This is a genomic window from Pseudalkalibacillus sp. A8, from assembly GCF_045920555.1.
Lineage (GTDB): Bacteria > Bacillota > Bacilli > Bacillales > Fictibacillaceae > Pseudalkalibacillus.
The window spans coordinates 3,812,422-3,837,946 of the sequence record NZ_CP174509.1 but is presented as its reverse complement, the minus strand read 5'-3'; the positions used below and the strand labels follow the sequence as shown (position 1 = coordinate 3,837,946).

The window sequence follows — 25,525 nt, the reverse complement described above, 5'->3', positions numbered from 1 at the left end:
TCTCTAATAGATTATTTTATTGAGACATCATTAATTTCTAAATAGCCTGATGGACTGATTGAAAAACCTTTTATATCTCTTGAAATAGCAGCTAGATTTTCAATTACACGAACAGGAATATATACCGCATCTTCCATTTCCAATTCCTGCGCCTGTGCATATAGTTCTTTACGTTTTTCTTGATCTTTTTCACGACGGGCAGCTTCTATTAAGCTATCGACCTCTTTATTGCTGTAGAAGAAGGTATTTCCTGCAGCTCCTTGTGAGTCCGTATGGAAAAGATTATATTGATTATAATCAGCGTCTCCAGTAGCATTCCTCCAGCTAAGGATAAACATTTCGGAGTTACCACTGTTTGCTTGCTCGACAAAGGTCCCATACTCCAAGACTTCTATATTTACTTTAATGCCAATCCCTTTTAACTGTGATTGAACGACCTCTGCTAAATTTATTCTTTCTTTGCTGTCCATTGTTTTTAGTGTAGTTTCAAAACCATCTGGATAACCCGCTTCAGCCAATAATTTCTTTGCTTCATTTAAATTATATTCATAGGCCTTCATGTCTTCATGATATCCGAAAACCTTTGATCCTAATGTTGAATTGGCTTTTTTTCCGACATTATTATAAACCCCTTTAATAATCGAATCCATTTCAACGGCATGAGCGATTGCTTTACGAACCCGGACATCATTAAATGGTTTCTTTTGAACATTAAAGCCGATATACTCTGTACCATATCCTTCGCTACGGTAGACTTCGACCGCTGACGAAGCTTCTACCGTATTCTTCATGGAAACAGAAAGCGGTTCAGCGATATGGGCTTCACCCGTTTCCAGCATCGAGATTCTTGTCGTTTCTTCTGGGACTACCTTAAAAATAACTTTATCTACTTTTGCTTTAGTACCCCAATAATGATTGTTTTTATTTAATACAATTTCCTGACCGGGCGTCCACGACTCAAAGGCAAATGGACCCGTTCCATTGGGTTCTTGAATAATGTTCTTGCCGTATTTTTCAATTGTTTTTGGACTGATAATACCGCCCTCATGACTGGCTAAAATCGAAAGTAGTGGAGAAAACGGCTCTGATAAAATAAATTGAACAGTATAGTCATCAACCACCTTTACTTCTTCTACCATTTTAAATACAACTGCTCTAGGTGAAGCAACATTCGGATCTAAGAGTCTATCGAAGGTCGCTTTTACTGCATGAGCATTAAAATCTGTTCCATCATGGAATTTTATTTTTTTTCTAAGCTTGAATTCCCATGTTGTCTCATCCAGTTGCTGCCATTCTTCTGCCAACAAGGGTTGTATTTCGGCGTTTTTATCTCTCCCTACTAAGCCCTCATAAATTTTGCCATGGGTAACACTTGCAGCATTGATTGTCGACATAAAATGGTGATCCAAGTTCTCAGCATCTGATAAGCGAGTAATAACTAAACTACCGCCATCCTTAGATGCTTTGCCCTTGTCATCCTCAGCTTTACTGACATCCTTATTTGTTGAACATCCGGTAACCACAAACAGCATCAACATGACTAGAAAAAATCTTCCTAACCCCCGTTTTACTTTCATAGACTATAACCTCCAAAAATTTAATGTTTGTCTAATTATAAAAAATATTCAGATAATTTTGTTTTGGAATTTTTACTTTATTTTTTAATATCTTTACTTCTTTATCGAATCCACGATTTTATATAAAAGTGTTTATTTGAATTAGAGGGAGATGGATTAATTAAATTTAATAAATGTTTACTCTGCTTTTAGAGGTTATTTGTACATAATGGTAGATGGGTATCCATTTGGGAAGCTCAAATTGTTGAAGGTATTAACAACATACCTGTTAATATTAGCATAAATGCACGATGAACCGAGGAGTGGTTGTATGAAAGGTTACTCTTTTATGGAAAAAGCAATTGAATTGGCTTTAGAAAATGTCATGTCCAACCAAGGTGGACCATTTGGGGCCATTGTTGTTAAAGACGGTAAAATAATCGGTACCGGCCGAAATGAAGTAACAGCATCAAATGATCCAACTGCACATGCTGAGGTGCAGGCCATAAGGGCAGCTTGCCAATATTTAAATGACTTCCAGCTTATCGATTGTGAGATCTATACGAGCTGTGAACCTTGTCCGATGTGTATTGGAGCAATCTATTGGGCGAGACCAAAAGCTGTTTATTATGCATGTACGAAGGAAGATGCGGCGAAAATAGGTTTCGACGATCAGTTTATTTATGAACAGCTTTCCCTTCCAATTGACCAGCGTAATATTACTATGAAACAAATTTCTCCAAATCAATATGAATTACCGTTTAAAACATGGGAAAAATCAAAAGATAAAACACATTACTAATCAGAAATAAGGGACGGTGTTTATGAGGAGAAATCAGAAAAGAAAATCTCTGTAGCATCAGGAAGAGAGGTTGCGGATACAGTTTTATAGTTTTTCTCTTTCTCAGTATTTTATATTTCTTTACAGATTTTCCGAAAGGGAAAGCCCATGCAGGGCATAGCCCGCCTTTAGGGATGGGATGAGAGTGAGAACGGATACGGAGCACCGCTAAAATCGGAAAGGTTTTGTGGTACTTCAAGTATCCGAAAATTTCACTCTCTTTTTGTTGTATAACTGTTGTAGTTTATAAACAAAACTGATACATTGTGAATATGAACGAATACAGAAGAACAAACAAAACCGTATCATTAATCAACTATCATTTCGTTTTTTGTCCTCGATACAGAAGGAAAATATTTCTCCGTACTGATGTAGAGGAACGATTTAAACAGTTAGTACAGGAAATATGTGAAGAATTAGAAATTGTCATTGTTGCTTTAGAGTGCGACAAAGACCATACCCACATGTTCCTAAACACACTACCAACACTTAGTCCTGCTGATATTATGGCAAAAATCAAAGGAGTGACTTCTAGAAAGTTAAGAGAGGAATTTCCTCATCTTCAACATCTGCCGAGTCTTTGGACACGTTCCTATTTTGTATCGACCGCAGGAAATGTATCGAGTGCAACCATTAAGCGTTATGTTGAACAACAAAAAACAAGGGGGTGAGCGTTTTGGATAAACAGGAAATCACACTTAATGGACTTGTTGCAAGACAAGTTTCATGAATGGAAACACGAACACTTCCAGCTATATGATGAAGATGGAAACGAATTAAACGAAGATTTGGAAATCGAAATCGACCAAACTCTACATGACTTTATAGAAAATACATCTCATGAGATCTATTCCAACAAAATTTTAAAGAAATGGGGGTGAATATATGCCGACAATCACGCTACGCTTAGAGCTACATAAACCGACTCTTGCCAAACAACAGATGTATAAACGAATGGCAGAGACAAATACAGGATTTGCGAACTGGTTATTGCTTCATCCAGACATAAATCAGGCAACCAGTCGAATCTTTAAGGAGTTTTCAGCAGAGAAATTTCCATCCGCAGTCATTAATCAAACCATTAGAGAAGTAAAATTTCAAAAGAAAAATCAGAAAGCAAAGACCTTCCGTAAAATGTGGTGCTGCTTTAATAATCAAAACTTAAAAATAGAAAAGAAGAGTAAATTATACACCGTTTCTTTTCCTACACTTGCAAAACGTATAGGGGTTCCAGTAATAGCAAAACCATTTCAAATAAAGTGGCTTGATCAAATGATCAGTGGAAGCGTAAAGATAGGGACTGGAAAGCTTTATCAAAAGAAAAAGAAATGGTATCTTGCCATTTCAATCACTTGGAATGTGGAATCATCACAAGGTAAAAAAGTCATGGGGATTGACTTGGGACTTCGATATCTCGCAGTTGCCAGTATTGGAACAAAGTCTTTCTTCTTTAAAGGCTCAAAAGTCGCATATACTCGTAGACACTTCTCGGCAAGAAGAAGGAGACTAGGAAAAGCGAAAAAACTACAAGCCATTAAGAATTCCAAAGGCAAAGAGTCTCGTTGGATGAAAGACCAGAACCATAAAATCAGCCGTCAAATCGTTAACCTTGCACTCGCCAACGGTGTTGGAGTGATTCGCATGGAAGACTTGACGGATATTCGAAATACTACCAAATCAAAGAAAAACGACCAAGGTAGGAGCCTGCATTCATGGTCGTTCTACCAACTTAAAGAGTTCATCAAATACAAAGCTGAGATGATAGGGATCCGTTTTGAATTGGTGAATCCAGAATACACCAGTCAAACTTGCAAATGTGGTCATCAAGCGAAAGAAAATCGAAACGGTCTCCATTTTCAATGTAGAGAATGTGGCTACACCTGTCATGCTGACCTCAATGGAGCCATTAATATATCGAAAGCGATTTCGGGTTTAGTAGCCTAGCATACTGGTAATAGGTATGCCGCCCATGTGGGTACATTTTAACTGCATGGGACGGGGTAATGAGATACCCTCATCTTGGAGGCTGTTCAAAACAGAAATGGACTGCGAACGCTTAGTCATTCAAGAATCCCACCCCTCACACCGTAAGGTGTAGGGCTTGCGGCTTTAGCCGTGGGAGTCTCAAATGAATTTTCTTATAATTAGCAGTCTTTCATTATGTTGATTTGAAAGAAAGTCGTACCGTTTAGAAAAAAGTTCAACCGTTTATATGCTTTCACTGATCATATATTAAAAATCCTGGAATTCATTTTTGTTAACGAATTCCAGGATTTTTGTTTTTTTTTACCTGTTATCACCCTCATGTATAAAGCAGCACATTGTGATGAAAGCACATTAAAATGGTGTAGATATCTTTTTCCTCCCTTGTATTAAATTATGCGAGTCACCTTATAGAAAATTCAGAAAATAATATTTACTCTGAATGTTTTTTATAGTATATTATTTATAACACTTAGTATTATAAGTATACCAAGATCAAATAAGAGAGGTAAAAAATGAAAAAAGCACTTTATAAAGTAATTTATGATGATATTTATTTGAAAATACAGGATGGTACTTATACAACAGGTGATTTACTTCCTTCAGAGATGGAATTGGAACAAATGTATAAGGCTAGTAGAACACCGGTAAGGCAAGCTTTAAAAAAACTTGAAAATGATGGGTATATATATCGCTTGCAGGGGAAAGGAAGTTTTGTTTCAAATATTTCTGAAACAGAGCGTTGGACCATGACAACAGGTTTCGGAAGTCAATATTCAAAAGAGTGGAGGAAAATATCTGCTAAAACTCTCTCCCTAGGGTATATTCAATCCAAAGAGTATGCCAGAGAACTAAATTTACCAACTGATTCAAATATAATCCATTTAAGTCGAATAAGGTATTTTAATGGCGAACCGCTTGTATATATGGAACATTATATAAAACCAGTTGTCCCTATTTCTGTTTTTGAAAAAGACTATAACTTTGTTTCAGCGGTAGGTAAATTGATAAAAGAAGAATTAAACATTGAATTTTCCCACATTGAAGAGGAAATGGAAGCAGTTGTAGCAAATGAAAATCTTTCTAAACGGTTAAATGTGCCAATTCGATTTCCCTTATTAGAGATCAAAAGGTTTTCTTATCATAATGGAAATCTAATTGATTTAAACATTTATCACGTAAGAACAGACGTATGGAAATACAAAATAAGGTTTGAAGGATAACAAGAAGTTGATTACTAAAAGGGGCTGAGAGTCATGAACATTCTAACTATAATAAGTAATACTATCTCATGGATTTCTAAAATATTAGCTAGTATTTTTATAGCAGCTCTAACCATAGTATTAGTGGTTCAAGTAATTCTAAGAACATTTTTTGATTCTGGGTTAGCTTGGTCCATTGAGTTTTCAACCTTTTCTGTTATATGGGCAGTAATGATTATAGCAAATGTACTAATAAAAGAGAATGAGATGATAAATGTAGATTTTTTTGATCATTTATTATCTGAAAATTTCAAAAAAATTCGAAATGTAGTGTATCAATTTGTATTTATTCTTTTACTTCTCGTTATGACATATTATGGTTGGATTCAAGCAATTGAAAGCGCTAACAAAACTACGCCAACACTAGGTATTTCATGGTTTTATGCATATCTTTCTATTCCTTTAGGGACTACATTAATGTTATATCAATATCTCTATAAAATTGTTAATAACATTGTAAGTATTAAGGAGGTTCGATAAATGTCAGTAGCTTTAATTATCGTAATTCTAACGTTAGTGACACTTTTATTTATTGGAGCTCCAGTAGTTTTAGCGATCGGTACATCAGGAATGGTTTATTTTTTGGTTAAGCCTGGAATGTTTGATTCTATGAATATACTCGTCCACAATTTTTATACTGGTATGGACAGCTTTGTGTTCCTTGCAATACCTCTTTTTATTCTAACAGGAGAGTTAATGAATATTGGAGGAATGATGGATAAGTTGGTTCGATTTTGTCAGCTTTTAGTAGGTGGATTAAGGGGTGGACTTGCCTACGTGAATATATTAGGGAGTATGTTATTTGGAGGAGTATCAGGTTCGGGACTTGCAGATGTTTCTGCCTTAGGACCTATTCAAGTTAGAATGATGGAAAAAGATGGTTACAAAAGGGAGTTTGCAGCTGCCTTAACAGCCACATCAGCTTTGCAAGGTCCGATTATACCCCCTAGTATTCCTTTTGTAATATTTGCTAGTTTAACAAATGTTTCCGTAGGAGCTTTATTTCTAGGTGGAATTATCCCTGGTATTTTACTGGGGCTTGTACAAATGATCGTGGTATTTTTTATGGCAAAGAAAAGAAACTTTCCAAAGAACTATGAAAAGGTTACGTGGAAACAAGCATTAAGTGATACAGTTGCCTCGTTATATGCTTTGTTTTTACCTGTGATAATTCTTGGAGGTATGTTATCTGGTTTATTTACTGCAACAGAGGCGGCTGCTATAGCTGCTGCATATTCATTTATAATTACTGCATTTGTCTATAGAAATTTAACGATAAAAAATTTTTCGCAGGCATTGATTAATACAGCACGAGTAACAGGTTCTATTTTCCTAATTATAGCCTTTACAGGGGTGATAAGTTGGATACTATCTATTGAAAGAGTTCCTGGTATGATTAATAGTTTTATGTCAGATGCAAATTTGTCACCTGTTGTCTTATTACTTTTAGTTAATGTATTTTTCTTGATCAATGGTATGTGGCTTTCTGATGTAGCACAGTTACTATTATTTGCTCCAATTTTTACACCAATATTTATAGGATTGGGAGTAGATCCGATTCACTTTGGGATTATCATGGTAGTAAATGTAATGATAAGTATGATAACTCCACCATATGGTACTGCCTTGTATCTGGCTTCCGCGATTAGTGATTCAAAATTAACCGCCATCGTAAAAGAAGGACTACCGTTTTTGGTAGCATGTCTTCTAATATTGCTACTCATCACCTTGGTTCCAGGAATTTCCTTATTCCTACCTAAATTATTTGGTGCTATGTAATTAAATTTAGGAGTTGAATAGTATGAAGAATGTGTTGTTTATTGAACCAACAATAAGACCGATAGGAGTTGATTATTTATCTAATAAATTTAGTACCTTTTATGCTTCAAATGGTAAAGAAAAAACTTTAATAAAAATGATAAATGAAAATGAAATTCATGCTCTTATTACAAGGACTGAAACGATAACTGCAAATTTAATACGTAGCTGTCCTTCACTAGAAGTAATAGGACAACATGGTGTGGGTGTTAATAACATTGATGTTTCAGTAGCAACAGAAGAAGGTGTCTGTGTCATTAATGTACCGGATGCTAATTTTGTCTCTGTAGCAGAACATACAATGATGTCTATATTGGCTCTCAGTAAAAACTTAGTTCGTAATCATAAGGAAGTGAAAAAAAATAACTGGGATTTCAGAGACCAGGTTCTACCTTCTGAGATTGCAGATAAAAATTTATTTATTATCGGTTTTGGAAATATAGGACGAAGAGTTGCAAAATTAGCAAATGCATTCAATATGAAAGTATTTATTTACGACCCATATATTACAGCAGGAGGTGATGAGGTAACAGTCGTAGACTCTTTGATTGCAGGCTTAAAAATAGCAGATTATACAACATTACATCTCCCTTTAATGAAAAGTACAGAAAAAATGATCTCTGAAGAGGAATTCAATCATATGAAAGAAGAATCCTATTTAATCAATGTAAGTCGTGGTCAAATTGTTGATCAGAAAGCATTATTGTATACACTTCAGCAAAATAAAATTGCAGGTGTACAATTAGATGTTTTAGATAAAGAACCCCCTGATCCCAATGATCCCATTTTCAAATTGGAAAATGTAATCTTTACCCCTCATATTGCTGGGGATACAAAAGAAGCCAAAGATCGGTGTTCTAAGATCTTATCTGAAGAAGTTGCTATTGTATTAGGTGGAAAAGTTTCTAAAAACATTGTAAATAAAGAAGTATTTACAACATCTAAAATTTTAGGGAGGGGAAAAAATGAATTACGAAGGCATTATGACAGCGTTAGTAACACCATTAACGAATCAAAATGAAGTGGATAAAGCTAAATTTCGAGATTTAATTAATTTTCAAATCGAAAGTGGAGTTCATAGTTTACTATTCTTAGGTGGGACAGGTGAGTATACATCCTTGAGTATTGTACAGAAAAAAGAAGTAATTGATTTGGCGTTAAAAATAGTAAATGGAAGAGTACCAGTTGTTATAGGTCTCATTGATCCAGGTATCGGCAATACGATTGATTTGGGCCTATATGCTAAAGATGCTGGAGTTAATGCGCTGATGATCGTAACTCCTTATTACGTTAAACCAACTCAACAAGGTTTAATCAATTATTATAAGAAATTAGATCAAACTTTAGACATGTCTATATTATTATACAACATACCTCATAAAACAGGTGTAAACATGCTGCCAACTACAGTTGAAACTATAGTTAATGAAACTTCTAATATTGTCGGTGTGAAAGAGTGTACAGAAAACTTTGGTCAAATGGTTGAATTAATTAACCTTGTAAGCGATAAGATTACAGTTCTTGCAGGAGAAGAGTTTGCAGCAGTAGCCTCAATGATATTTGGAGCAAAGGGTTCTGTAATGGCTAGTGCGAATGTGATGCCTGCATTATGGGTCAAGCTTTATGACCTTATCCGTAAAGGTGAAACAGAAAAGGCGATTGAAACCAACAAAAAATATTACTCAGTTTTCAAGGCGATTTTTATGGAGGGTAATCCAGGACCTTTAAAAACATTACTTGAAATGAAGGGATTAACAAGTAGTAATCTAAATTTACCATTAATAATACCATCTAAAAACACCAAATCAGTTTTAAAAAGGATTGAGACTACCACGGGGGCTGTCCACGGTTGATTAGAATTCAAAAAGAAAAACATATTGAACTAATTGTAGATGTCCTAACGAAAATTGGACTAACAAGCGAACAAGCACAGATGGCAAGTGAAATAATGAATTATGCAGATGTAAGAGGAATTGATTCTCATGGTTTAATTTTATTAAATACTTATATTGATAGAATTAACAAAAAAATCATTCGTAAGAATCCAAACTACAAATGGGACAAAAAAAGTGAGATTATTTCTGTACTTGATGGTGACCATGGTATGGGGCACTTTATGGGACATTTAGCTATGCGGGAGGCAATAAAAATAGCAAAGGAGAAATCACTAGGTCTTGTCTTAGTGAAGAATGCCACTCACTATGGTGCATCAGGTTATTATACGGAATTAGCTGCTAAGCATAAAATGATTGGATTTACTACTACAAATACAATGCCTTTAATGGCTCCAACTGGTGGAGCAGAAAGAATATTGGGTAACAATCCAATATCTTTTTCTATCCCACGTCAAAATGAAGATCCAGTTATTCTCGATATTGCATCATCTGTTGTTGCTGCAGGAAAGTTAATACTTGTAAACCAAAAAAATGAGATAATTCCTGAAGGATGGGCATTAGATAAAGAAGGGAATCCAACCACAGACCCCAATGAGGGTTATGAAGGTGGAGGAACTTTATTACCAATTGCAAATCATAAAGGGTATGGTTTGGCATTAATAATGGATATTCTAGCTGGGGTTTTAACTGGCTCCGGTTATGGTAAAAATGTGGGACATTCCGATATAGGATTCGTTATGATGGCAATGGATGTTGATCAAATAATGCCAAAAGAAATATTTAATAAAAGACTTGATAGCTTAATTTCAATGGTGAAAAGTACGAAGAAGGGAAATGAGAATAATACGATTTATCTTCCAGGAGAAATCGAATACTTAAAAAAGAAAGAACGCGAACAAGACGGGATATTAATAAATGAGAATTTGTATAAAGAGATCGAGAAATTAACACTTGATTTAGAGATTTCTATTGATAACTACTTTAGCTAATTAAGGGCTTTAATAAAATTAAAATTATGGGAGAGATAATTATGTTTAATTTCAAATTAGTCAATGTCCTCTTTCTGACCTTGTTGATGCTAAGTCTAGTTGCTTGTTCTAGTGAATCTACAAGTAATAATGAGGGGGAAAGTGAAGAAATTACAATAAGACTTGGTCATGCTGGAAATGGATTAGAATCAGACCCTTATAATACTTATTCCGAAAAACTTAGTGAAGTATTAGAAGAAGAGTCCGATGGTAGAATCAAGCTTCAGGTTTTTCCTAACTCACAACTCGGAAATTTGGATTCGATGAAGGATCAAGTTAATAATGGAAACTTGGAAATGACCGCAGGACAAAACACTGGAACACTAGCCACGTATAATCCTAACATTCAAGTACTTGATTTGCCGTATGCTTTTGAAACACTTGAAGTAGGACAAGCTGTACTAAATGGTGATTTTGGACAAAAGCTTAAAGACGGTATAGCTGATTCAAGTAATATGAAGCTTATGTCTTTCATCCCGTCGTCATTTAGAAACTTTGGGAATAATAAACATCCTATTACTTCTCCAGATGATTTAAAAGGGTTAACGATACGTGTAATGGAAGTACCAGTTCATCAAGAAATGGTAAAAGCTTTAGGAGCAACTCCACAGGTAATAGCTTTTGAAGAGTTATACTCAGCACTTCAAACTGGTGTGGTCGATGGACATGAGCAAGCACCATATACTATGTTAATGGTTAAATTACAAGAAGTAACGAAATATTTCACTTTAGATAAACATGTTATGAATACAGCCGTATCCTTAATAAATAAAAATTTTTTTGATAACTTAAGTGAAGCTGACCAACAGATTGTTATAAAAGCTGAAGCAGCAGCTACCCAAGCATTACTTGACCATGTTACTGAAAATACAGAAAAAGATATGCAAACAATCTTAGATGCTGGAGTAGAAGTTACAGAATTAACCCCAGAGCAATTTAAGGCCTTTCAGGACGTAGTAATCGGACAAGTGTCAGAATATTTAGAAAGCAAAATTGATGAAGGGCTTGTAGATGAAATGTTACAAGCTATTGATGAGGCTAAATAAAAATAGTATCTTATTCTTGATTATTTATTTAAACGCGTTCGACGCTCTACTAGGATAAACGAAAAGGGGTTAATCTCTTAGTACATAAGAGGTAGGCCCTTTTTCAGTCAACTAATTTATAATCTAGGGGTACATCTAACTTTTTCACTCAACCCATGTAATCTATTTTCTCACAAAACATACTTAAAATGGCGCAGATGTTCCATTGTACGATAAAAATGTCAGGGAATTGATTCCTGGCCTACAACCTGATCCAGTCCGGGCAAGTGTTTATATGGATAGCTATTCACCCGAGGATCATTCTGTTATAGGTTCTGTACCAGGTATGGAAAACGTTCTGATTGCAAGTGGATTCTCAGGACATGGGTTTAAAATGTCACCTGTTATCGGAAAAATTACCACAGAATTATTAATAGATGGAAAAACGAGTTACCCTATAAATCACTTAAGTCCGAATCGTTTTGTAGAAAGTGTAAAATAACTTGCTGGAAACCCTGAAAAAACATTATAGCTATCAATTTCTTTTATAGAATCTTTAAGAGAGATGTTGAGGTCCATGAATGAGAGATAGATAGCCCCCTTTTATCATGAACAAACAAAATAAAGGTAATAGTAAAGCTCCATGAAGAGAAAATCATGGAGTTTTTTTGTTTGAAGAGCAATTGTTCTTAGTCTTTGACTACGGCATCTAGATGAAAATAAAAATTTTTTCTGAAAATTATTGCTTTTTGTACTACTTTTCTATAAAATAACCTAATAAACGTTAGGTGGTGATTTTTTGGGGAAACAGGAAGTGATTGACGCAGCGATCAACCAGTACTCATTGAACGGTTATCAAGGGGCTACTTTACAGAAAATCGCTAAGGAATTGGGGATCAAGCCGGCCTCGATATATTTCTATTACAAAAACAAGGAAAGCTTGTTCATCGATGCGTTTCAGCAGCTGCTGGACAACCATTTTACTGAGATGAAAAAAATCATGAAAGAGGTCGAAAATTGCCATATCAAGGTGATCTTCACTTCATTGATCGATGGCTCGATTGCCTATCATAGGGCAAACCCGCGGGAAACGAAGGCATATATATCATTGGTTACAGCGCCGATTCCAGAGATACAGATGTATTTGCAAAACAATATGCTTTCTTTTAATGAATGGCTGGTAGATGCTCTATATTCAAATCTGAACCGGGATTATCCCCATATTTCAGAGGAAGAGATGGATAAAATCATAAAAAAATTCATCCTCATCGCGAACGGAGTGTTCTGGTCATTCAATGTGTACAAGGAAGAAAACTTTTTTATCCAACTGGAACTAGGTAAAGAAATGATCGAAAACATCATCAATCAGATACCAGATTATTGGTAGCCTATTTTTTATTAAAAAATAGATCAATCAAAAGGAGGGGAAATGTTATGGTTGAGGGATCAGAAAAGAAATTTGTCAATGATTATGAAAGGAAACCAGTGCCACAGGAAAAGCGGAAAGGCTGGTTTGCGTTATCGATTGTTTGGTTGGGAGCAATCATTGCATTATCCGCAATTGTTCTAGGCGGAACACTTGGCGGTGGTTTATCGTTTGGCAAGAGTATTCTAGCCACCTTCGTCGGAACATTCGTATTGGCAGTTTTAAGTGCATTGTGTGGAGTTGTCGGAGCCAAGACAGGACTCTCCACTTCCTTAGTATCAAGGTTCGCGTTGGGTAGATACGGTTCTTATGCTGTATCGGTCATCATAGCGATTGCATTATTCGGGTGGTTCGGTGTCCAGCTCGATTTATTCGGTTCGAGTTTACGCTATATACTGCTGGAAGTTTTTTCGGTTGATGTTCCAGCGAAAGCATTGGTCATATTAGGCGGGATCTTGATGACGACGACTGCTGTTATCGGTTATAACGCAATAGAAAAGCTAAGTTTTCTCGCGGTGCCTTTACTTGGCCTATTGCTTGTGGCATCCCTTGCAAAAGTTATGGACAACCGATCCTTTTCTTCGATTATCGATACCCCTTTAAGTGGGGACCCATTGACGGTCGGACTGTCGATTTCCCTGATTATCGGGTCTCTTGCAATCGGTGCGATCATCGGTCCAGACATCTCAAGGTATGCAAGATCTACGAAAGATGCTGTCATCTCATCCTTTGTCGGATTTTTTGCCGGTTTCAGTGTCGTGTTGATCATTGCGGTCATTCTAGCAAAAGCGACCTCCAAGGCAGACATCGTCGAGATCATGCTCGGGCTGGGCTGGGGAGCTGCAGCGATGGCCATCCTGATTTTAGCTCAGTGGACAACGAATGATAACAACCTATATTCCTCAGCACTTGGGTTCTCTGTCATTTTCAGTAAAGCACCGAAATTCGTATTGACGATCATTGCTGGATTCGTCGGGACCATGATGGCCCTCGGCGGTATTTATGATAACTTCATCCCGTTTTTGATCTTTTTAAGTGCATTGATTCCGCCAATCGGGGGGATCTATGTCGGCGATTACTTCGTCAATCCGAAAAAATATGACTTTCAATATATCGGTCAGATGAAAAACGTGAATGTAACGAGCTCGATTGTATGGATTTTGTCAGCACTATTTGCTTTCATGACAACACCTGCTCCAAATGGATTCGGTTTATTCACTCTGACGGGGGCTTCAGGATTGGATGCTTTCATCGTGGCATTTGGCTTACAATTGATAGTTTCGACCATTTTAAAGAACAAACAAATTAAACGAAATGAATATAGAGAGGTAGGTTAAGAGATTATGAGACTTATTGGCAAGCAGGAAATCGAGGATATCGCCGTTGGAGCTGCTCTTTTAGGGACGGGCGGCGGAGGTGATCCGTATATCGGTAAGCTGATGGCACTCCAGGCGATCGAGGAATATGGCCCGGTCAAGTTGATCAGTGTGGATGAAGTTCCGGATGACGCCTTGATCGTTCCTTCCGCAATGATGGGCGCTCCTACCGTCATGATTGAAAAAGTGCCAAGTGGTGAGGAAGCGATCGGGGCATTTGAAGCGTTAAAAAATTACTTAGGAAAAGAAATATTTGCGACGATGCCGATTGAAGCGGGCGGGGTCAACTCGATGATCCCTTTTGCTTTGGCAGCGAGATTGGGTCTGCCTGTCATTGACGCGGACGGAATGGGAAGAGCGTTTCCTGAACTTCAAATGGTGACCTTTTATCTAGATGGTATTTCGGCGACTCCTATGGTTTTAGCCGATGAAAAGGGCAACAATACCGTATTGAATACGATCAATAACGTATGGGCGGAACGAATTGCTCGATCTGCTACTGTAGAAATGGGTGGGTCGGTCATGCTTTCGATCTATCCGATGCAAGGAAAGACAGTGAAGCAAGCATCGATCCTCAACATTTTGACATTGGAAGAGGAAATCGGCCGTAGGATTCGCGAAGCCAAACAAGCCAACAAAAACCCGATTGAAGAAATCCTTGATGTAACGAAAGGTTATAATCTTTTTACAGGAAAAGTGATGGATATCAACCGGAAGACGGAATCAGGATTTGCTCGTGGGACGGCTACGATTCATGGCCTTGATGAAAATAAGGATAATGAGCTGTACCTTCAATTTCAAAATGAACATTTACTGGCCCGTACGAAGGATCACGTAAAATGTGTAACCCCCGACTTGATTGCGGTATTAGATGCAGAAACGGGAATCCCGATCACGACAGAAGGATTGCGATACGGTGCGCGTTGTGTCGTTATCGGTATGCCGTGTGATCCGAAATGGAGGACGCCGAAAGGGATTGAAACGACGGGTCCTGGGTACTTCGGCTACGATGTCGAATATACACCGATCGAGGAGCTAGTAGAAGGGGGCGTGAAATGAAATGTGCAGTTATCGGATTGGAATAGACGTAGGTGGAACCCATACAGATGCGGTCATTTTGGATGAAAACTATCATGTCGTTTCCGAGGTGAAACACCCGACAACAGAGGATGTAAGTACTGGGATCTATGAAGCATTGAAAAAAGTGATCCGGGGGTCAGGTGTCGCTGTGGAGGACATTCATTACGCGATGCTCGGTACGACACACTGCACGAATGCGATTGTGGAACGGAAAAGATTGAACAAAGTTGCGGTTATCCGTATTGGAGCTCCTGCAACATTAGCGATAAAACCAATGGTCGGAGTGCCGGATGATTTAAGAGCGATCCTCGACCAAAATACGTATATTGTCAAAGGCGGACATGAGTTCGATGGCCGTGAAATCGTTGAACTGGATGAAGCTGAAATCTACAAAATTGCTCATGAGATCAAAGGAAAAGTGAACTCGGTTGCGATCACGTCCGTCTTTTCACCCGTATCCAATCAACATGAGTTACGGGTTGTAGAGATTTTGACAGAGGTGCTTGGTGATGAAATCCCTCTTTCGTTATCGAGCGAAATCGGCAGTGTTGGACTTATCGAACGTGAAAATGCGACGATCTTGAATGCATCTGTGGTTGATGTGGCAAGGGCGACAGCGAATGGATTCACGCAGGCGTTAAAAAGGGAAGGGGTTGACGCAAAGGTATTCTTCGGGCAAAATGACGGAACCTTAATGTCTGTTGAATACACGGTGAAATATCCAATTCTAACAATTGCGTGCGGACCTACAAACAGTTTGAGAGGTGCCTCCTATCTCACGGACCATTCGGATGCGTTGGTGGTAGACGTCGGTGGAACGACAACCGACATCGGTGTCCTGATAAGCAAGTTTCCACGTCAATCCTCACTCGCTGTAGAAGTCGGCGGAGTGAGGACCAATTTCCGCATGCCTGATATCGTTTCAATCGGTTTAGGCGGCGGGACGATCATCGAGGTATTGGACGAAGGGGAAATAAAGGTCGGGCCTGAAAGTGTTGGCCATCGATTGCCTGAGAAGAGCTTGATCTTCGGCGGTGAGACTCTTACGACAACGGATGTAGCCGTTGCATTAGGCATCGCTGATCTAGGCGATCGAGAAAAAGTCTCTCATTTAGATCAAGATTTATTACAAAGAGTGTACGCAAAAATGGTTGAAATGCTGGAAGAAGCAATCGATAAAATGAAAACAAGTTCAGAGCCTGTTCCAGTCGTTCTAGTAGGCGGAGGAAGTATCCTGTTCCCGAACGATCTAAAAGGAGCATCAGAAGTGTTGAAACCGAATCATTTCGGAGTTGCGAACGCAATGGGGGCAGCGATCTCCCAAGTAAGCGGGCAAGTGGAAAGAATCTTTTCCATGGATGAGCTTGGCAGGGAGAAAACTCTTGAGCAGGCGAAGGATATGGCACGTGAGGAGGCAATCAAAGCCGGCGCCGATCCTTCTGACCTAACAATAGTCGATCTTGAAGATGTACCATTGTCTTACGTACCTGGTAACGCAACAAAAATCCGAGTGAAAGCAGCCGGCACATTATTGAAAACACGTAAGGAAGAGTATACAGGTACCGTAAAATAAACAAAAACTTTTACTTGAAGCGATCTAATTTTCCAAATACTTGGAATCAGATCGCTTCACTTTTTATGTGTTTAACAAGATCTACCTTCACCCTTTTAATAAAGAAGAGCAAGCTGACTCTCATTCACATTAAAGCAGGGGTCATGTTATCAATTAGATTATGCATAGACTCATAGATTATGCGATATTGCATGGCATCTCTAGGGGTGTTGAAGAGAGCTGTTTCATGCAATAGGAAAATGGAGGGGAATATTGTTAATAATCTAAAAATTCCTAATTGGCATAGAAATTGCAATATAAATAATAACTAAAATTTAAGGAGGGAATTAAATTTGAAATATGACACACAACTTTCAAGGTCTCTATCATTATCTTCTGTTGTTGTATTCGGCTTGGCTTTTATGGCTTTAACCACTGTCTTTAGTACATATGGTATTGCTTCGCAGCTATCACATGGCATGGTAGCAGGGTCGTATATCCTTGCTCTGATCGTAATGCTCTTTACTGCATATAGTTATGGACAAATGGCGAAAGAATATCCCATTTCCGGATCAGCATATACTTACGCACAGAAAGCGATCAATCCTTTTGTCGGATTTTTGGTCGGGTGGTCAATTTTAATGGACTATCTTTTCATACCGATGGTCAACTATTTGTTATTTGGTATTTTCTTCTCTGCAGCAATACCAGGGGTTCCGCCTCAGGTTTGGATCACTGGATTATTAATCCTCGTCACCCTTGTAAACATAAGGGGAGTTAAACTCGCAGCAGGAGCAAACATGATTGTTATTGTGTTCTCGGTATTGTTTTTACTGATCTTCTGTATTCTATCTATTAAATCAATTCTACAAGGGACAGGTACAGGGACCCTATTCAATATCGAACCGTTTTTTAATCCTGATGAAACATTTTCTCTGATCGTTGCCGGAGCTGCGTTGCTTTGTTTTTCATTTTTAGGATTTGATTCAGTAACGGCATTTGCCGAGGAGACCGTCAACCCCAAAAAGAATATTCCCCGCAGTCTTATTTTGGTAACGCTGATCGGCGGCTTTATTTTTATTGTAGTTTCCTATTTATCACACAATCTATGGCCGGATTATATGAGTTTTAGTAACCCTGACTCAGCCGCATATGAAATCATTGGACTAGTCGGAGGAAATGTCCTGAGCACGACATTTTTAGTAGTAACCGCTTTTGTAGTTTTTGGTTCCGCAACAGCATCATTAGCAAGTGCTTCCCGTGTGTTGTTTGCAATGGGAAGGGATGGACAGCTTCCTGAGAAATTTTTTGGGAAGCTGCATAAGAAATATAAGACCCCCGTCAACAACATCCTTTTGATATCTTGTTTATCCTTGTCAGCGCTATTTTTAAGTCTCACTTTGGTGGCATCATTCATTAACTTTGGAGCATTTCTAGCGTTTATTTTTGTAAATATTTCAGTCATCTTTTTGTTCTTCCGAAGGAAAAAAGAGAGGTCCTTTAAAGGAATTGCATTATATGTCGTCGTTCCTTTAATCGGTGCATTACTTGACTTGTGGCTCCTTATTAATCTTGACAAGTATTCTTTGATTCTAGGAAGCGTTTGGTTCGTGTTAGGTGTTGTATATCTGTTGTTTTTGACGAAAGGATTCCGGACCAGACTCCCAGAAATTCAATATGAAGAAAATATTTCATGACTTACCTTAAACAGCTGCTTTTAAAATTTTTTAGAAAATAAAAATTTATTTATGAGGAGAGATATGATGAATACAGCTGATATTTTACTCCGGGGTAATGTGATATTCACAGGGGTGGAAGATGAGCCGATGTCAGGGTTCATTGCGATAAAGGATAACCAAATTACAGCGGTAGAAAAGGACGGTAATGGAGATCAATATATAGGGACATCGACCAAAGTTTATGACTTTAAAAATCAATTGATCATGCCTGGTTTTCATGATGCACATCTACATTTGATGCTCGGAAGTTTATTCACTGATTTTTCGATCGATTTATCGACTGCCACTTCCTCTGAGGAAGTTGTACAGAAGGTAAAAGAATTTTCGCGTAGTAAAGATGATGGCGAATGGATCATTGGAAATGGATGGGATGAAGGAAGCTGGGAGGACGTGAGTGTCCCTCCAAATCGGAAGATACTTGATCGGCATGTTCCTGATTCTCCAGTGATTTTATTTCATGCTGAAGGACACTATGCTTGGGTGAACAGCAAGGCGTTGGAAATTGCAAATATTACCCGAGAAACTTCAAACCCGCCCTATGGAGATATTCAGAAGGATGACAATGGAGAGTTGACAGGCGTACTGCTTGAAACAGCTGTATCATTAGTATCGGATAAAGCATTGTTGTTTCCGAGAGAACGGCAATATGAATTGATGGAAAGTTTTCTAAAACACGCAGCAAAATGTGGTGTAACATCTGTCAATGACTTATACGCCAGTAGGGCGCTAGCTGGTATAGAAGATTATGAGTTTTATAAGGAGTTTGAGGATCAAGAGAATTTGACTGTACGTGTTCACCTATACCCGGCACTGGATGGGGATTTTGAACGTGTGAAAAATCTTAGAAAGAGATACAATTCACAAAAATTGAAGTTTACAGGATTGAAGCAATTTATAGATGGAGTCATTACGGGCTATACAGCCTTTATGTTGGACCCATATAAAGACCGCCCAGAAACTAAAGGGGAGACAGCTTTTTCACCAGGACAAATTAAAAAATGGGTTGTTGAAGCCGATAAAGAAGGGTTTCAGATTCGTTTCCATGCAATTGGTGACGGGGCGGTCAGGTTAGGTCTAGATGCGTTTGAAGAAGCTCAGAACATTAATGGGAATAGGGATTCAAGGCACGCCCTGGAACATATTGAAGTCATACATCCAGAGGATATAAAACGGTTTGAAACTTTGGGAGTGATCCCCTCCATCCAGCCGTCTCATTTAGCACTTATGCCAAGTGAAAATCATACGTCAAGGATTGGTGAAGAAAAAGATAAATATGCTTATACGTGTAAATCATTATACGAAGCGGCTGGAAATCTAGCATTTGGAACTGATTTTCCAATATCTCCATTGGATCCAATCAAGGAAATCTATTATGCAGTAAACAGGATGGATTACAGTGGCACAAGAGTTTGGAATGAACAAGAACGGATTCCGCTTGCTTCTGCTTTAAAAGCGTATACTTCAGGTGCTGCCCATAGTGTCTTTAGAGATCATGAACTTGGGACATTAGAACCTGGGAAGCTAGCTGATATCGTTGTTTTAGATAAAGACTTATTTTCGATTCCTGCGGAAAAGATAAGGGAAACGAAGGTGTTGATGACAATTATGAACGGAGATGTTGTCTTCGAAGAGAAATATACCCTGTTGTCAAATTAAAGGAAAAATTACCGAGTGCGGAAGCGGTAGATTTTATTATTGTCATCAACATATCTTAACTTGTAAGATGAAGCTATCGTTCAAAAAGAAAATATATAAAGACAAACACCAGGCGGATTCGTAGAATCCGCCTGGTTTATTTTTAAACGTGACACTTTGGAAGAGTAATACCTGTTCTTGACAATTCAGTCAGAGAAACGTCATTTTGGTATCAGTTTTGTTAAAGTTCATTTTTTTATTTTCCCTCGTAAACAATCTTCCCGCCAACAATTGTGTAGACCACCTTTGTTTCTGAGATGTCTTTAGGGTCGGAATTGATGATATCTAGATCAAGAACTACCATGTCTGCCTTCTTACCAACCTTCAGGGAGCCTAAATCATCTTCCCGGAATAATTGATAAGCAACGTTTTTTGTGAATGACTGGAGCATTTCCTTTACAGTTAGCGCGTAAGCATCATTACGGATCATATTCGTTTCCTGTTCATCCGGATAAGGACTATTTCGAGTAACTCCAATCTCTATACCGTTAAGGGGTCGGTAGTCAGGGGTTGGAGGATAGTCGCTGCTACTAGCAATAGTCACTCCCTCATCCCACATCTTGCGGGCAGGGTACATGTCCAGCGCACGGCCCTCTCCAATCATTGCCTTTTCCAATTCATAGTACTGATCCTTGTAAAACCAGAATGGTTGCAAACTTGCAATGACGTTCATTTTAGCCATTCGTGTGATATCATTATCATTAATAGCGGAAATGTGGGTTATGGTATGACGGGAATCACGTTCTCCGTTAGCTTTACGTGCTTTTTCAAACGCATTAAGACTTGCGTGGACAGCTCCATCACCGATAGCATGAATATGCAACTGAACACTGTCCTTATCCAGAGAGGTAACCATTTTATTAAAATCCTCAACTTTCCAATTTGCGTCACCATGATAGTGCTCACCCATTCCGGCATTCTCAGTGTAGGGCTCAAGGAAAACGGCGGTTTTGCCTTCAGTTACTCCATCAGCAAATAGTTTAGCAGTATTAATTTGAAGATAATCTGAACTATACTTTTCACGAGAATCAAGCACCGTTTTAACCGCTTCGTCTGGATTGGTGCCTGGGTCAAATTTGAAGGCGTTGGCAATTCGCATCGTCAACTTCCCTTCCTTTTCCAGATCATGCAGTAAACTCATGTTTTCAGTACTGCCAGACATGTTCAGAATTCCGGTTATACCAAAGCTGTTTGCTTCATCTTGATATTTCAAGAAAGCCTTTTTATACTGCTCCCCAGTTAGATCAAACAAAGCTTGTACATCTGTTAGTAAATCGGTTGCACCTTCACGGAGAACACCGCGAGGGGAACCGTCAGGGTTACGTTCAATCATACCGCCTTTCGGAGCCTTTGTTTCCTTGGATATCCCGGCCATTGCAAGTGCTTTGGAGTTTACCCATACAGAGTGGCCATCAATGGAGTTGAGGATTACTGGAATATCGGAAACCACCGCATCTATATCCTCTTTCTTAGGACCTGGGTTTGTACCATCTGCTTGTTCATACGATCCATTTTTCCAACCACGGCCAGTGATTATTTTCACATCAGGATGGTCCTTCCTAAAATCGGCAATAGCCTGGATGTATTCTTCATGACTTTTAACATTCGTAAGGTCTACTTGAAAAAGCTTAGTAGTCCATTGGCCCGGTGGATGGGTATGTCCATCCATAAAGCCTGGGGAGACCATCTTCCCTTTCAGATCAATCACTTGAGTGTCATCGCTTATATACTTTTCCACACCAGTATTGCTGCCAACAAAGATGATTTGGTCATCATTGATAGCTATCGCTTCAGCAGTGTGCTGATCTTCTTCCATGGTATATACACTTCCGTTTTTAAGAACTAGGGTGGCTTTTCCTTCAGACTTCTGGGTGGGTTCTTTAGATACCTCCGTATCCTTTTCTATTGTTTGTTGGGTGCAGGCAGTTAACAGCAGTAAGACTGGCAAAAATATTACTACCAAAAATGATAGATTAGGAAAAGGTAATCTACTATTCATAACATTCACTCCCTTAATTAGGTTCCTTTTAAATTTAAAGCTCTTTATAGATTTCAATTTTTACGACACCTCAAGTTCATCAAAATCAATTTGAGGTGGTTCTTTTTTGAAAAAGTTTGTAGATAATGTCAAATACAGGAAACCGATCAAGGCCCATATTAAACCAATCGTAATCGAAAACAAATCAAGGTTACTCCATAGATACACAATAAAGAGCAGACCAATAAGAGGGGCAATCAAATGACCTAAGGTATATAATAGAGAGCGTGACTCCTTAGTCTTTAAGTAGGTTACAATCACACATATATTAACAAATGAAAAAGCAGTGAATGCACCAACATTAATGAGAGATGTTGCTCCGCGTAAATCTAACAAAAGTGCGGATGATGCTAATACACCGATTAAGAGAATATTTGGAACAGGTGAATTATGTTTAGGATGTAAATACCCAAAGAAACGCTTAGGCAATACTTCATCTCTTCCCATGGCATATAACAAGCGAGAAGCACTAACTTGTGCTGCCAAACCTGAAGCAAATACGGAAAATAAGGCTCCGGCGGTGAAAATAGAGAGGAATAAGTTTCCACCTATGATATAAGCAATTTCAGGTGAGGCACCTTCAATATCATTAAGCACAGATACATCAGGGAATAGGGACTGCATAAAGTAGGTGACAGTGAAGAAAAAGATCCCCCCTATTGATGCAACTAGTAAAATAGCTCGAGGAATATTTTTTTTAGGTTCAACGGTTTCTTCAGAAAGGGTTGTTATTGCATCAAACCCTATAAAGGATAAAGCTAATAAAGCTGCTGCCCCAAATAGCCCTGAAAACTCCATGTTGGAAGGAAATAGCTCGTTCAACGAATTAAAATGCTCAGGTCCTTTTGTAATGGAACGAACATTAAGGTAAATGAAGACTGTTCCAACCAAAAATTGAAATGCGACAAGCAACAAATTCACCGAAGCTGCGAGTTTGACACCAAAGATATTCAAAAAGCTAATAATAACAATTAGACCAACAACCCAGACCCAGCTAGGAACGCCAGGTAATGCTGCTGAAAGGTAAATTTCAGCAAGTAAGGCGTTGATCATGGGAAGGGCTAAGTAGGCTATAAAAGTAACCCATCCCACCAGAATACCGACATATGGATTCAAAATGTTTTTAGTATATGTGTAGACAGAGCCAGCAGCAGGATATCTTTTTACCAATTTTCCATAACTTAAAGCGGTGAAAAGAATTGCGAGAAAAACTACAATATATGCTGCAGGCACATGTCCTGAAGATACATCCGATGCGATTCCGAAAGTATCAAAAACAGCAAAGGGTGACATATACGCAATTCCTATTGCTACTACATGAAACAACTTTAACCTTCGTTTCAATTGATTTGATTGATTCATAGAACCATTCCTTCCAATCTTTTTTTACTTGAGGAAAATGATTAGACATCTTTTATTACCATTCTGATGTATCCGCTTACAATCAGGGGTCATGTGTTACCATCTGAAGAGAAAAGGGGATATAAGATTTGAATGGAATAATAGTAAATCTTACCTAACAATCCTCTTTATATGTAGAAGATTGTCAGGTATGAATTATTAATCTAGGTTTATTTACAAACTATTTAATTATCTAAAGAGTAAGATCTTATTTTTCGGACGTAGCTAGATTCCTTAATCCTTCAAAAGATGATGCCTCATCCGTGAGGTTATAGTCGGTTCGTAATATAGGATGAGCATGTTTCAGATTTTCCGTCCAAAGTCCTTCTGCCTGGCCATAATAAGGTCCGTATATTTGGACTAAGAGGTGATATTTGTATATACCGGTAGCCAGCCCTAAATTCTTTTAGAAAAGACAGCTAGGGAATCATCTATAATCGTAATAATCCTTTCCATTTCATCTTTATTGATGATAAGAGGGGGGGCAATCGCTACTATATTCATTCCTGGTTCAAAATCGAACGGTCTGATCAGCAAACCTCGCTGATAGCATTCTTCTACGATGGTGGCGGCAGCTTTTACAGATTCATCAAAAGGAACATTTTCCTCGGGATCCTTCATTAAATCGAATCCAGCTAGCAAGCCTTTGGCTCTACCTTTTGTAAAAAAGGGGTATTTGTCTTCTAAATCATGGAGTCCTTTTTCTAACACGTTTCCTAGTAGACTTGCATTTTCGACAAGACCGTCCCGTTCTATGATTTCAATATTTTTTAATCCGACCGCACAAGCTGTAGGATGACCACTATAGGTGAATCCATGAGCCAGCATAGCATCATACTCATTAATAGCATCCCTGATATGTTCTCTCATGACTACACCGCCAAGCTGAGCATACCCGCTTGTGATCCCTTTTGCGACCGACATGAAGTCGGGGACAATCCCCCAGTGATCAACACCGAACATTTTTCCAGTCCGCCCAAAGCCGCAGATCACTTCGTCGGCAATCAAGTGGATATCAAATTCATTACAAAGGTTTCGGATAGCGTGCAGGTACCCTTCTGGAGGAATATGAACCCCACCAGCCCCTTGGATCGGTTCCACAATGACGGCAGCAATCTTATCTTTTCCTTCTTTTTCTATGATGCTTCTAATACTGCCCTCATAGTCTGGATGGCTTTTATCACCTAGCTCACAGTCGGTAACGTGAGCCTTTGCATTGACAATGTCAGGGTCCGTCGAACCAGAAAACTCACGGTAAACATCGATTCCTGTCGCTCTTTGTGCCGCTACGGTTACACCATGGTAGCCTCTACGTAAAGAAATGATCTTCCTTTTTTCCTTGTAACCTTGCAGCTGCCAATAAAATCTTGACAACTTGAATGCCGTATCATTGGACTCTGAGCCGCCAGACGTGAAGAAAACGGTATTCAAATCTCCTGGGGTCAAAGATGCAATCTTTTCAGCCAGACGGACGGTCGGCTCATTGGCATATCCGTAGAAAGTTGATGCATAGGCGAGTTCTGTCATTTGTTGATACGAAGCATCTGCCAATTCCTTGTTCCCGTGCCCAAGGTTGACATTCCATAGCATCGAAACACCGTCAATATACGTATTGCCTTTGAGATCTTTCAGGTGGATGCCTTTTCCGCCTTTAAAAATGATCTTCGGGCCGAATTCTACCTGGGCTTTAGGATTCGTAGATGGATGAAGAAGGTGTTTACGGTCTGACACAGATAATTCAGCTGGCAATGATTCGCCATTCGCATGATCGACTAGTTTCATTTGACTCATATTCATCACTCCTGATCAA

The 25,525-nt window shown here is 38.5% G+C and carries 22 protein-coding genes; 18 read left to right on the top strand and 4 right to left on the bottom strand.

Annotation, left to right across the window (positions count from 1 at the left end; translation table 11 throughout):
• Window positions 1–11: 11 nt before the first annotated feature.
• The gene (locus tag ACJROX_RS19815) at window positions 12–1,577 is read right to left on the bottom strand and encodes a glutathione ABC transporter substrate-binding protein (protein ID WP_408006924.1); all 1,566 of its coding nucleotides are present in this window, start codon (window positions 1,575–1,577) and stop codon (window positions 12–14) included.
• Window positions 1,578–1,887: 310 nt separating this feature from the next.
• Between ACJROX_RS19815 and ACJROX_RS19810 the strand changes: the two genes are divergently transcribed.
• From ACJROX_RS19810 to ACJROX_RS19725, 18 genes are all read left to right on the top strand, one after another.
• Window positions 1,888–2,358 carry a nucleoside deaminase gene (locus ACJROX_RS19810; RefSeq protein ID WP_408006923.1) on the top strand — a complete coding sequence of 157 codons (471 nt, stop codon included), beginning with the start codon at window positions 1,888–1,890 and terminating at the stop codon, window positions 2,356–2,358.
• 311 nt (window positions 2,359–2,669) lie between these two features.
• On the top strand, window positions 2,670–3,068 hold the full coding sequence (tnpA, locus tag ACJROX_RS19805) for an IS200/IS605 family transposase (protein WP_408006922.1): 399 nt from the start codon (window positions 2,670–2,672) through the stop codon (window positions 3,066–3,068).
• Between the two features lie 30 nt (window positions 3,069–3,098).
• Entirely contained in the window at window positions 3,099–3,278 is a 180-nt protein-coding gene (locus ACJROX_RS19800) for a hypothetical protein (protein WP_408006921.1), read from the top strand.
• Between the two features lie 4 nt (window positions 3,279–3,282).
• Complete coding sequence (locus ACJROX_RS19795) at window positions 3,283–4,341, top strand: RNA-guided endonuclease TnpB family protein (RefSeq protein WP_408006920.1); 1,059 nt, start codon at window positions 3,283–3,285, stop codon at window positions 4,339–4,341.
• A 554-nt stretch (window positions 4,342–4,895) separates the two neighbouring features.
• Complete coding sequence (locus tag ACJROX_RS19790) at window positions 4,896–5,603, top strand: GntR family transcriptional regulator (protein WP_408006919.1); 708 nt, start codon at window positions 4,896–4,898, stop codon at window positions 5,601–5,603.
• A 33-nt stretch (window positions 5,604–5,636) separates the two neighbouring features.
• Window positions 5,637–6,122: a TRAP transporter small permease gene (locus ACJROX_RS19785; protein ID WP_408006918.1), complete on the top strand. Its 486-nt coding sequence runs from the start codon at window positions 5,637–5,639 to the stop codon at window positions 6,120–6,122.
• Entirely contained in the window at window positions 6,123–7,421 is a 1,299-nt protein-coding gene (locus tag ACJROX_RS19780) for a TRAP transporter large permease (RefSeq protein WP_408006917.1), read from the top strand.
• A 22-nt stretch (window positions 7,422–7,443) separates the two neighbouring features.
• Window positions 7,444–8,481, top strand: a complete 1,038-nt coding sequence (locus tag ACJROX_RS19775; protein WP_408006916.1) for a hydroxyacid dehydrogenase — start codon at window positions 7,444–7,446, stop codon at window positions 8,479–8,481.
• Complete coding sequence (gene dapA, locus ACJROX_RS19770) at window positions 8,426–9,313, top strand: 4-hydroxy-tetrahydrodipicolinate synthase (RefSeq protein ID WP_408006915.1); 888 nt, start codon at window positions 8,426–8,428, stop codon at window positions 9,311–9,313. The genes ACJROX_RS19775 and dapA overlap by 56 nt, the downstream gene beginning before the upstream one ends.
• The gene (locus ACJROX_RS19765) at window positions 9,310–10,344 is read left to right on the top strand and encodes an Ldh family oxidoreductase (RefSeq protein WP_408006913.1); all 1,035 of its coding nucleotides are present in this window, start codon (window positions 9,310–9,312) and stop codon (window positions 10,342–10,344) included. The genes dapA and ACJROX_RS19765 overlap by 4 nt, the downstream gene beginning before the upstream one ends.
• 41 nt (window positions 10,345–10,385) lie before the next feature.
• A complete protein-coding gene (locus tag ACJROX_RS19760) occupies window positions 10,386–11,429 on the top strand; it encodes a TRAP transporter substrate-binding protein (protein ID WP_408006912.1) in 1,044 nt (347 codons plus the stop codon).
• A 205-nt stretch (window positions 11,430–11,634) separates the two neighbouring features.
• Entirely contained in the window at window positions 11,635–11,910 is a 276-nt protein-coding gene (locus ACJROX_RS19755; RefSeq protein ID WP_408006911.1) for an FAD-dependent oxidoreductase, read from the top strand.
• A gap of 297 nt (window positions 11,911–12,207) precedes the next feature.
• The gene (locus tag ACJROX_RS19750; protein WP_408006910.1) at window positions 12,208–12,795 is read left to right on the top strand and encodes a TetR/AcrR family transcriptional regulator; all 588 of its coding nucleotides are present in this window, start codon (window positions 12,208–12,210) and stop codon (window positions 12,793–12,795) included.
• A 47-nt stretch (window positions 12,796–12,842) separates the two neighbouring features.
• Window positions 12,843–14,171 carry a cytosine permease gene (locus tag ACJROX_RS19745; protein WP_408006909.1) on the top strand — a complete coding sequence of 443 codons (1,329 nt, stop codon included), beginning with the start codon at window positions 12,843–12,845 and terminating at the stop codon, window positions 14,169–14,171.
• Window positions 14,172–14,177: 6 nt separating this feature from the next.
• Window positions 14,178–15,269: a DUF917 domain-containing protein gene (locus ACJROX_RS19740; protein ID WP_408006908.1), complete on the top strand. Its 1,092-nt coding sequence runs from the start codon at window positions 14,178–14,180 to the stop codon at window positions 15,267–15,269.
• 1 nt (window position 15,270) lies between these two features.
• Window positions 15,271–16,863 carry a hydantoinase/oxoprolinase N-terminal domain-containing protein gene (locus ACJROX_RS19735; protein ID WP_408006907.1) on the top strand — a complete coding sequence of 531 codons (1,593 nt, stop codon included), beginning with the start codon at window positions 15,271–15,273 and terminating at the stop codon, window positions 16,861–16,863.
• Between the two features lie 332 nt (window positions 16,864–17,195).
• Window positions 17,196–18,539 (top strand): APC family permease, encoded by a 1,344-nt coding sequence (locus tag ACJROX_RS19730; protein ID WP_408006906.1) that lies wholly within the window; start codon window positions 17,196–17,198, stop codon window positions 18,537–18,539.
• 66 nt (window positions 18,540–18,605) lie between these two features.
• The gene (locus ACJROX_RS19725; RefSeq protein ID WP_408006905.1) at window positions 18,606–20,237 is read left to right on the top strand and encodes an amidohydrolase; all 1,632 of its coding nucleotides are present in this window, start codon (window positions 18,606–18,608) and stop codon (window positions 20,235–20,237) included.
• 235 nt (window positions 20,238–20,472) lie between these two features.
• On the opposite strand, the gene ACJROX_RS19720 is transcribed toward ACJROX_RS19725, so the two are convergent.
• The 3 genes from ACJROX_RS19720 to ACJROX_RS19710 form a co-directional block, all read right to left on the bottom strand.
• A complete protein-coding gene (locus tag ACJROX_RS19720; RefSeq protein ID WP_408006904.1) occupies window positions 20,473–22,275 on the bottom strand; it encodes an amidohydrolase in 1,803 nt (600 codons plus the stop codon).
• A gap of 60 nt (window positions 22,276–22,335) precedes the next feature.
• The gene (locus ACJROX_RS19715; RefSeq protein WP_408006903.1) at window positions 22,336–23,676 is read right to left on the bottom strand and encodes an APC family permease; all 1,341 of its coding nucleotides are present in this window, start codon (window positions 23,674–23,676) and stop codon (window positions 22,336–22,338) included.
• Between the two features lie 435 nt (window positions 23,677–24,111).
• Window positions 24,112–25,506: an aspartate aminotransferase family protein gene (locus tag ACJROX_RS19710; RefSeq protein WP_408006902.1), complete on the bottom strand. Its 1,395-nt coding sequence runs from the start codon at window positions 25,504–25,506 to the stop codon at window positions 24,112–24,114.
• Window positions 25,507–25,525: the final 19 nt, after the last annotated feature.

Excerpts from the sequence above, each read along its gene's own strand:
- ACJROX_RS19815 (WP_408006924.1), bottom strand. The coding sequence starts at position 1,577 with ATGAAAGTAAAACGGGGGTTAGGAAGATTTTTTCTAGTCATGTTGATG.
- ACJROX_RS19810 (WP_408006923.1), top strand. The coding sequence starts at position 1,888 with ATGAAAGGTTACTCTTTTATGGAAAAAGCAATTGAATTGGCTTTAGAA.
- tnpA (WP_408006922.1), top strand. The coding sequence starts at position 2,670 with ATGAACGAATACAGAAGAACAAACAAAACCGTATCATTAATCAACTAT.
- ACJROX_RS19800 (WP_408006921.1), top strand. The coding sequence starts at position 3,099 with ATGGACTTGTTGCAAGACAAGTTTCATGAATGGAAACACGAACACTTC.
- ACJROX_RS19795 (WP_408006920.1), top strand. The coding sequence starts at position 3,283 with ATGCCGACAATCACGCTACGCTTAGAGCTACATAAACCGACTCTTGCC.
- ACJROX_RS19790 (WP_408006919.1), top strand. The coding sequence starts at position 4,896 with ATGAAAAAAGCACTTTATAAAGTAATTTATGATGATATTTATTTGAAA.
- ACJROX_RS19785 (WP_408006918.1), top strand. The coding sequence starts at position 5,637 with ATGAACATTCTAACTATAATAAGTAATACTATCTCATGGATTTCTAAA.
- ACJROX_RS19780 (WP_408006917.1), top strand. The coding sequence starts at position 6,123 with ATGTCAGTAGCTTTAATTATCGTAATTCTAACGTTAGTGACACTTTTA.
- ACJROX_RS19775 (WP_408006916.1), top strand. The coding sequence starts at position 7,444 with ATGAAGAATGTGTTGTTTATTGAACCAACAATAAGACCGATAGGAGTT.
- dapA (WP_408006915.1), top strand. The coding sequence starts at position 8,426 with ATGAATTACGAAGGCATTATGACAGCGTTAGTAACACCATTAACGAAT.
- ACJROX_RS19760 (WP_408006912.1), top strand. The coding sequence starts at position 10,386 with ATGTTTAATTTCAAATTAGTCAATGTCCTCTTTCTGACCTTGTTGATG.
- ACJROX_RS19745 (WP_408006909.1), top strand. The coding sequence starts at position 12,843 with ATGGTTGAGGGATCAGAAAAGAAATTTGTCAATGATTATGAAAGGAAA.
- ACJROX_RS19740 (WP_408006908.1), top strand. The coding sequence starts at position 14,178 with ATGAGACTTATTGGCAAGCAGGAAATCGAGGATATCGCCGTTGGAGCT.
- ACJROX_RS19735 (WP_408006907.1), top strand. The coding sequence starts at position 15,271 with ATGTGCAGTTATCGGATTGGAATAGACGTAGGTGGAACCCATACAGAT.
- ACJROX_RS19725 (WP_408006905.1), top strand. The coding sequence starts at position 18,606 with ATGAATACAGCTGATATTTTACTCCGGGGTAATGTGATATTCACAGGG.
- ACJROX_RS19720 (WP_408006904.1), bottom strand. The coding sequence starts at position 22,275 with ATGAATAGTAGATTACCTTTTCCTAATCTATCATTTTTGGTAGTAATA.
- ACJROX_RS19715 (WP_408006903.1), bottom strand. The coding sequence starts at position 23,676 with ATGAATCAATCAAATCAATTGAAACGAAGGTTAAAGTTGTTTCATGTA.
- ACJROX_RS19710 (WP_408006902.1), bottom strand. The coding sequence starts at position 25,506 with ATGAGTCAAATGAAACTAGTCGATCATGCGAATGGCGAATCATTGCCA.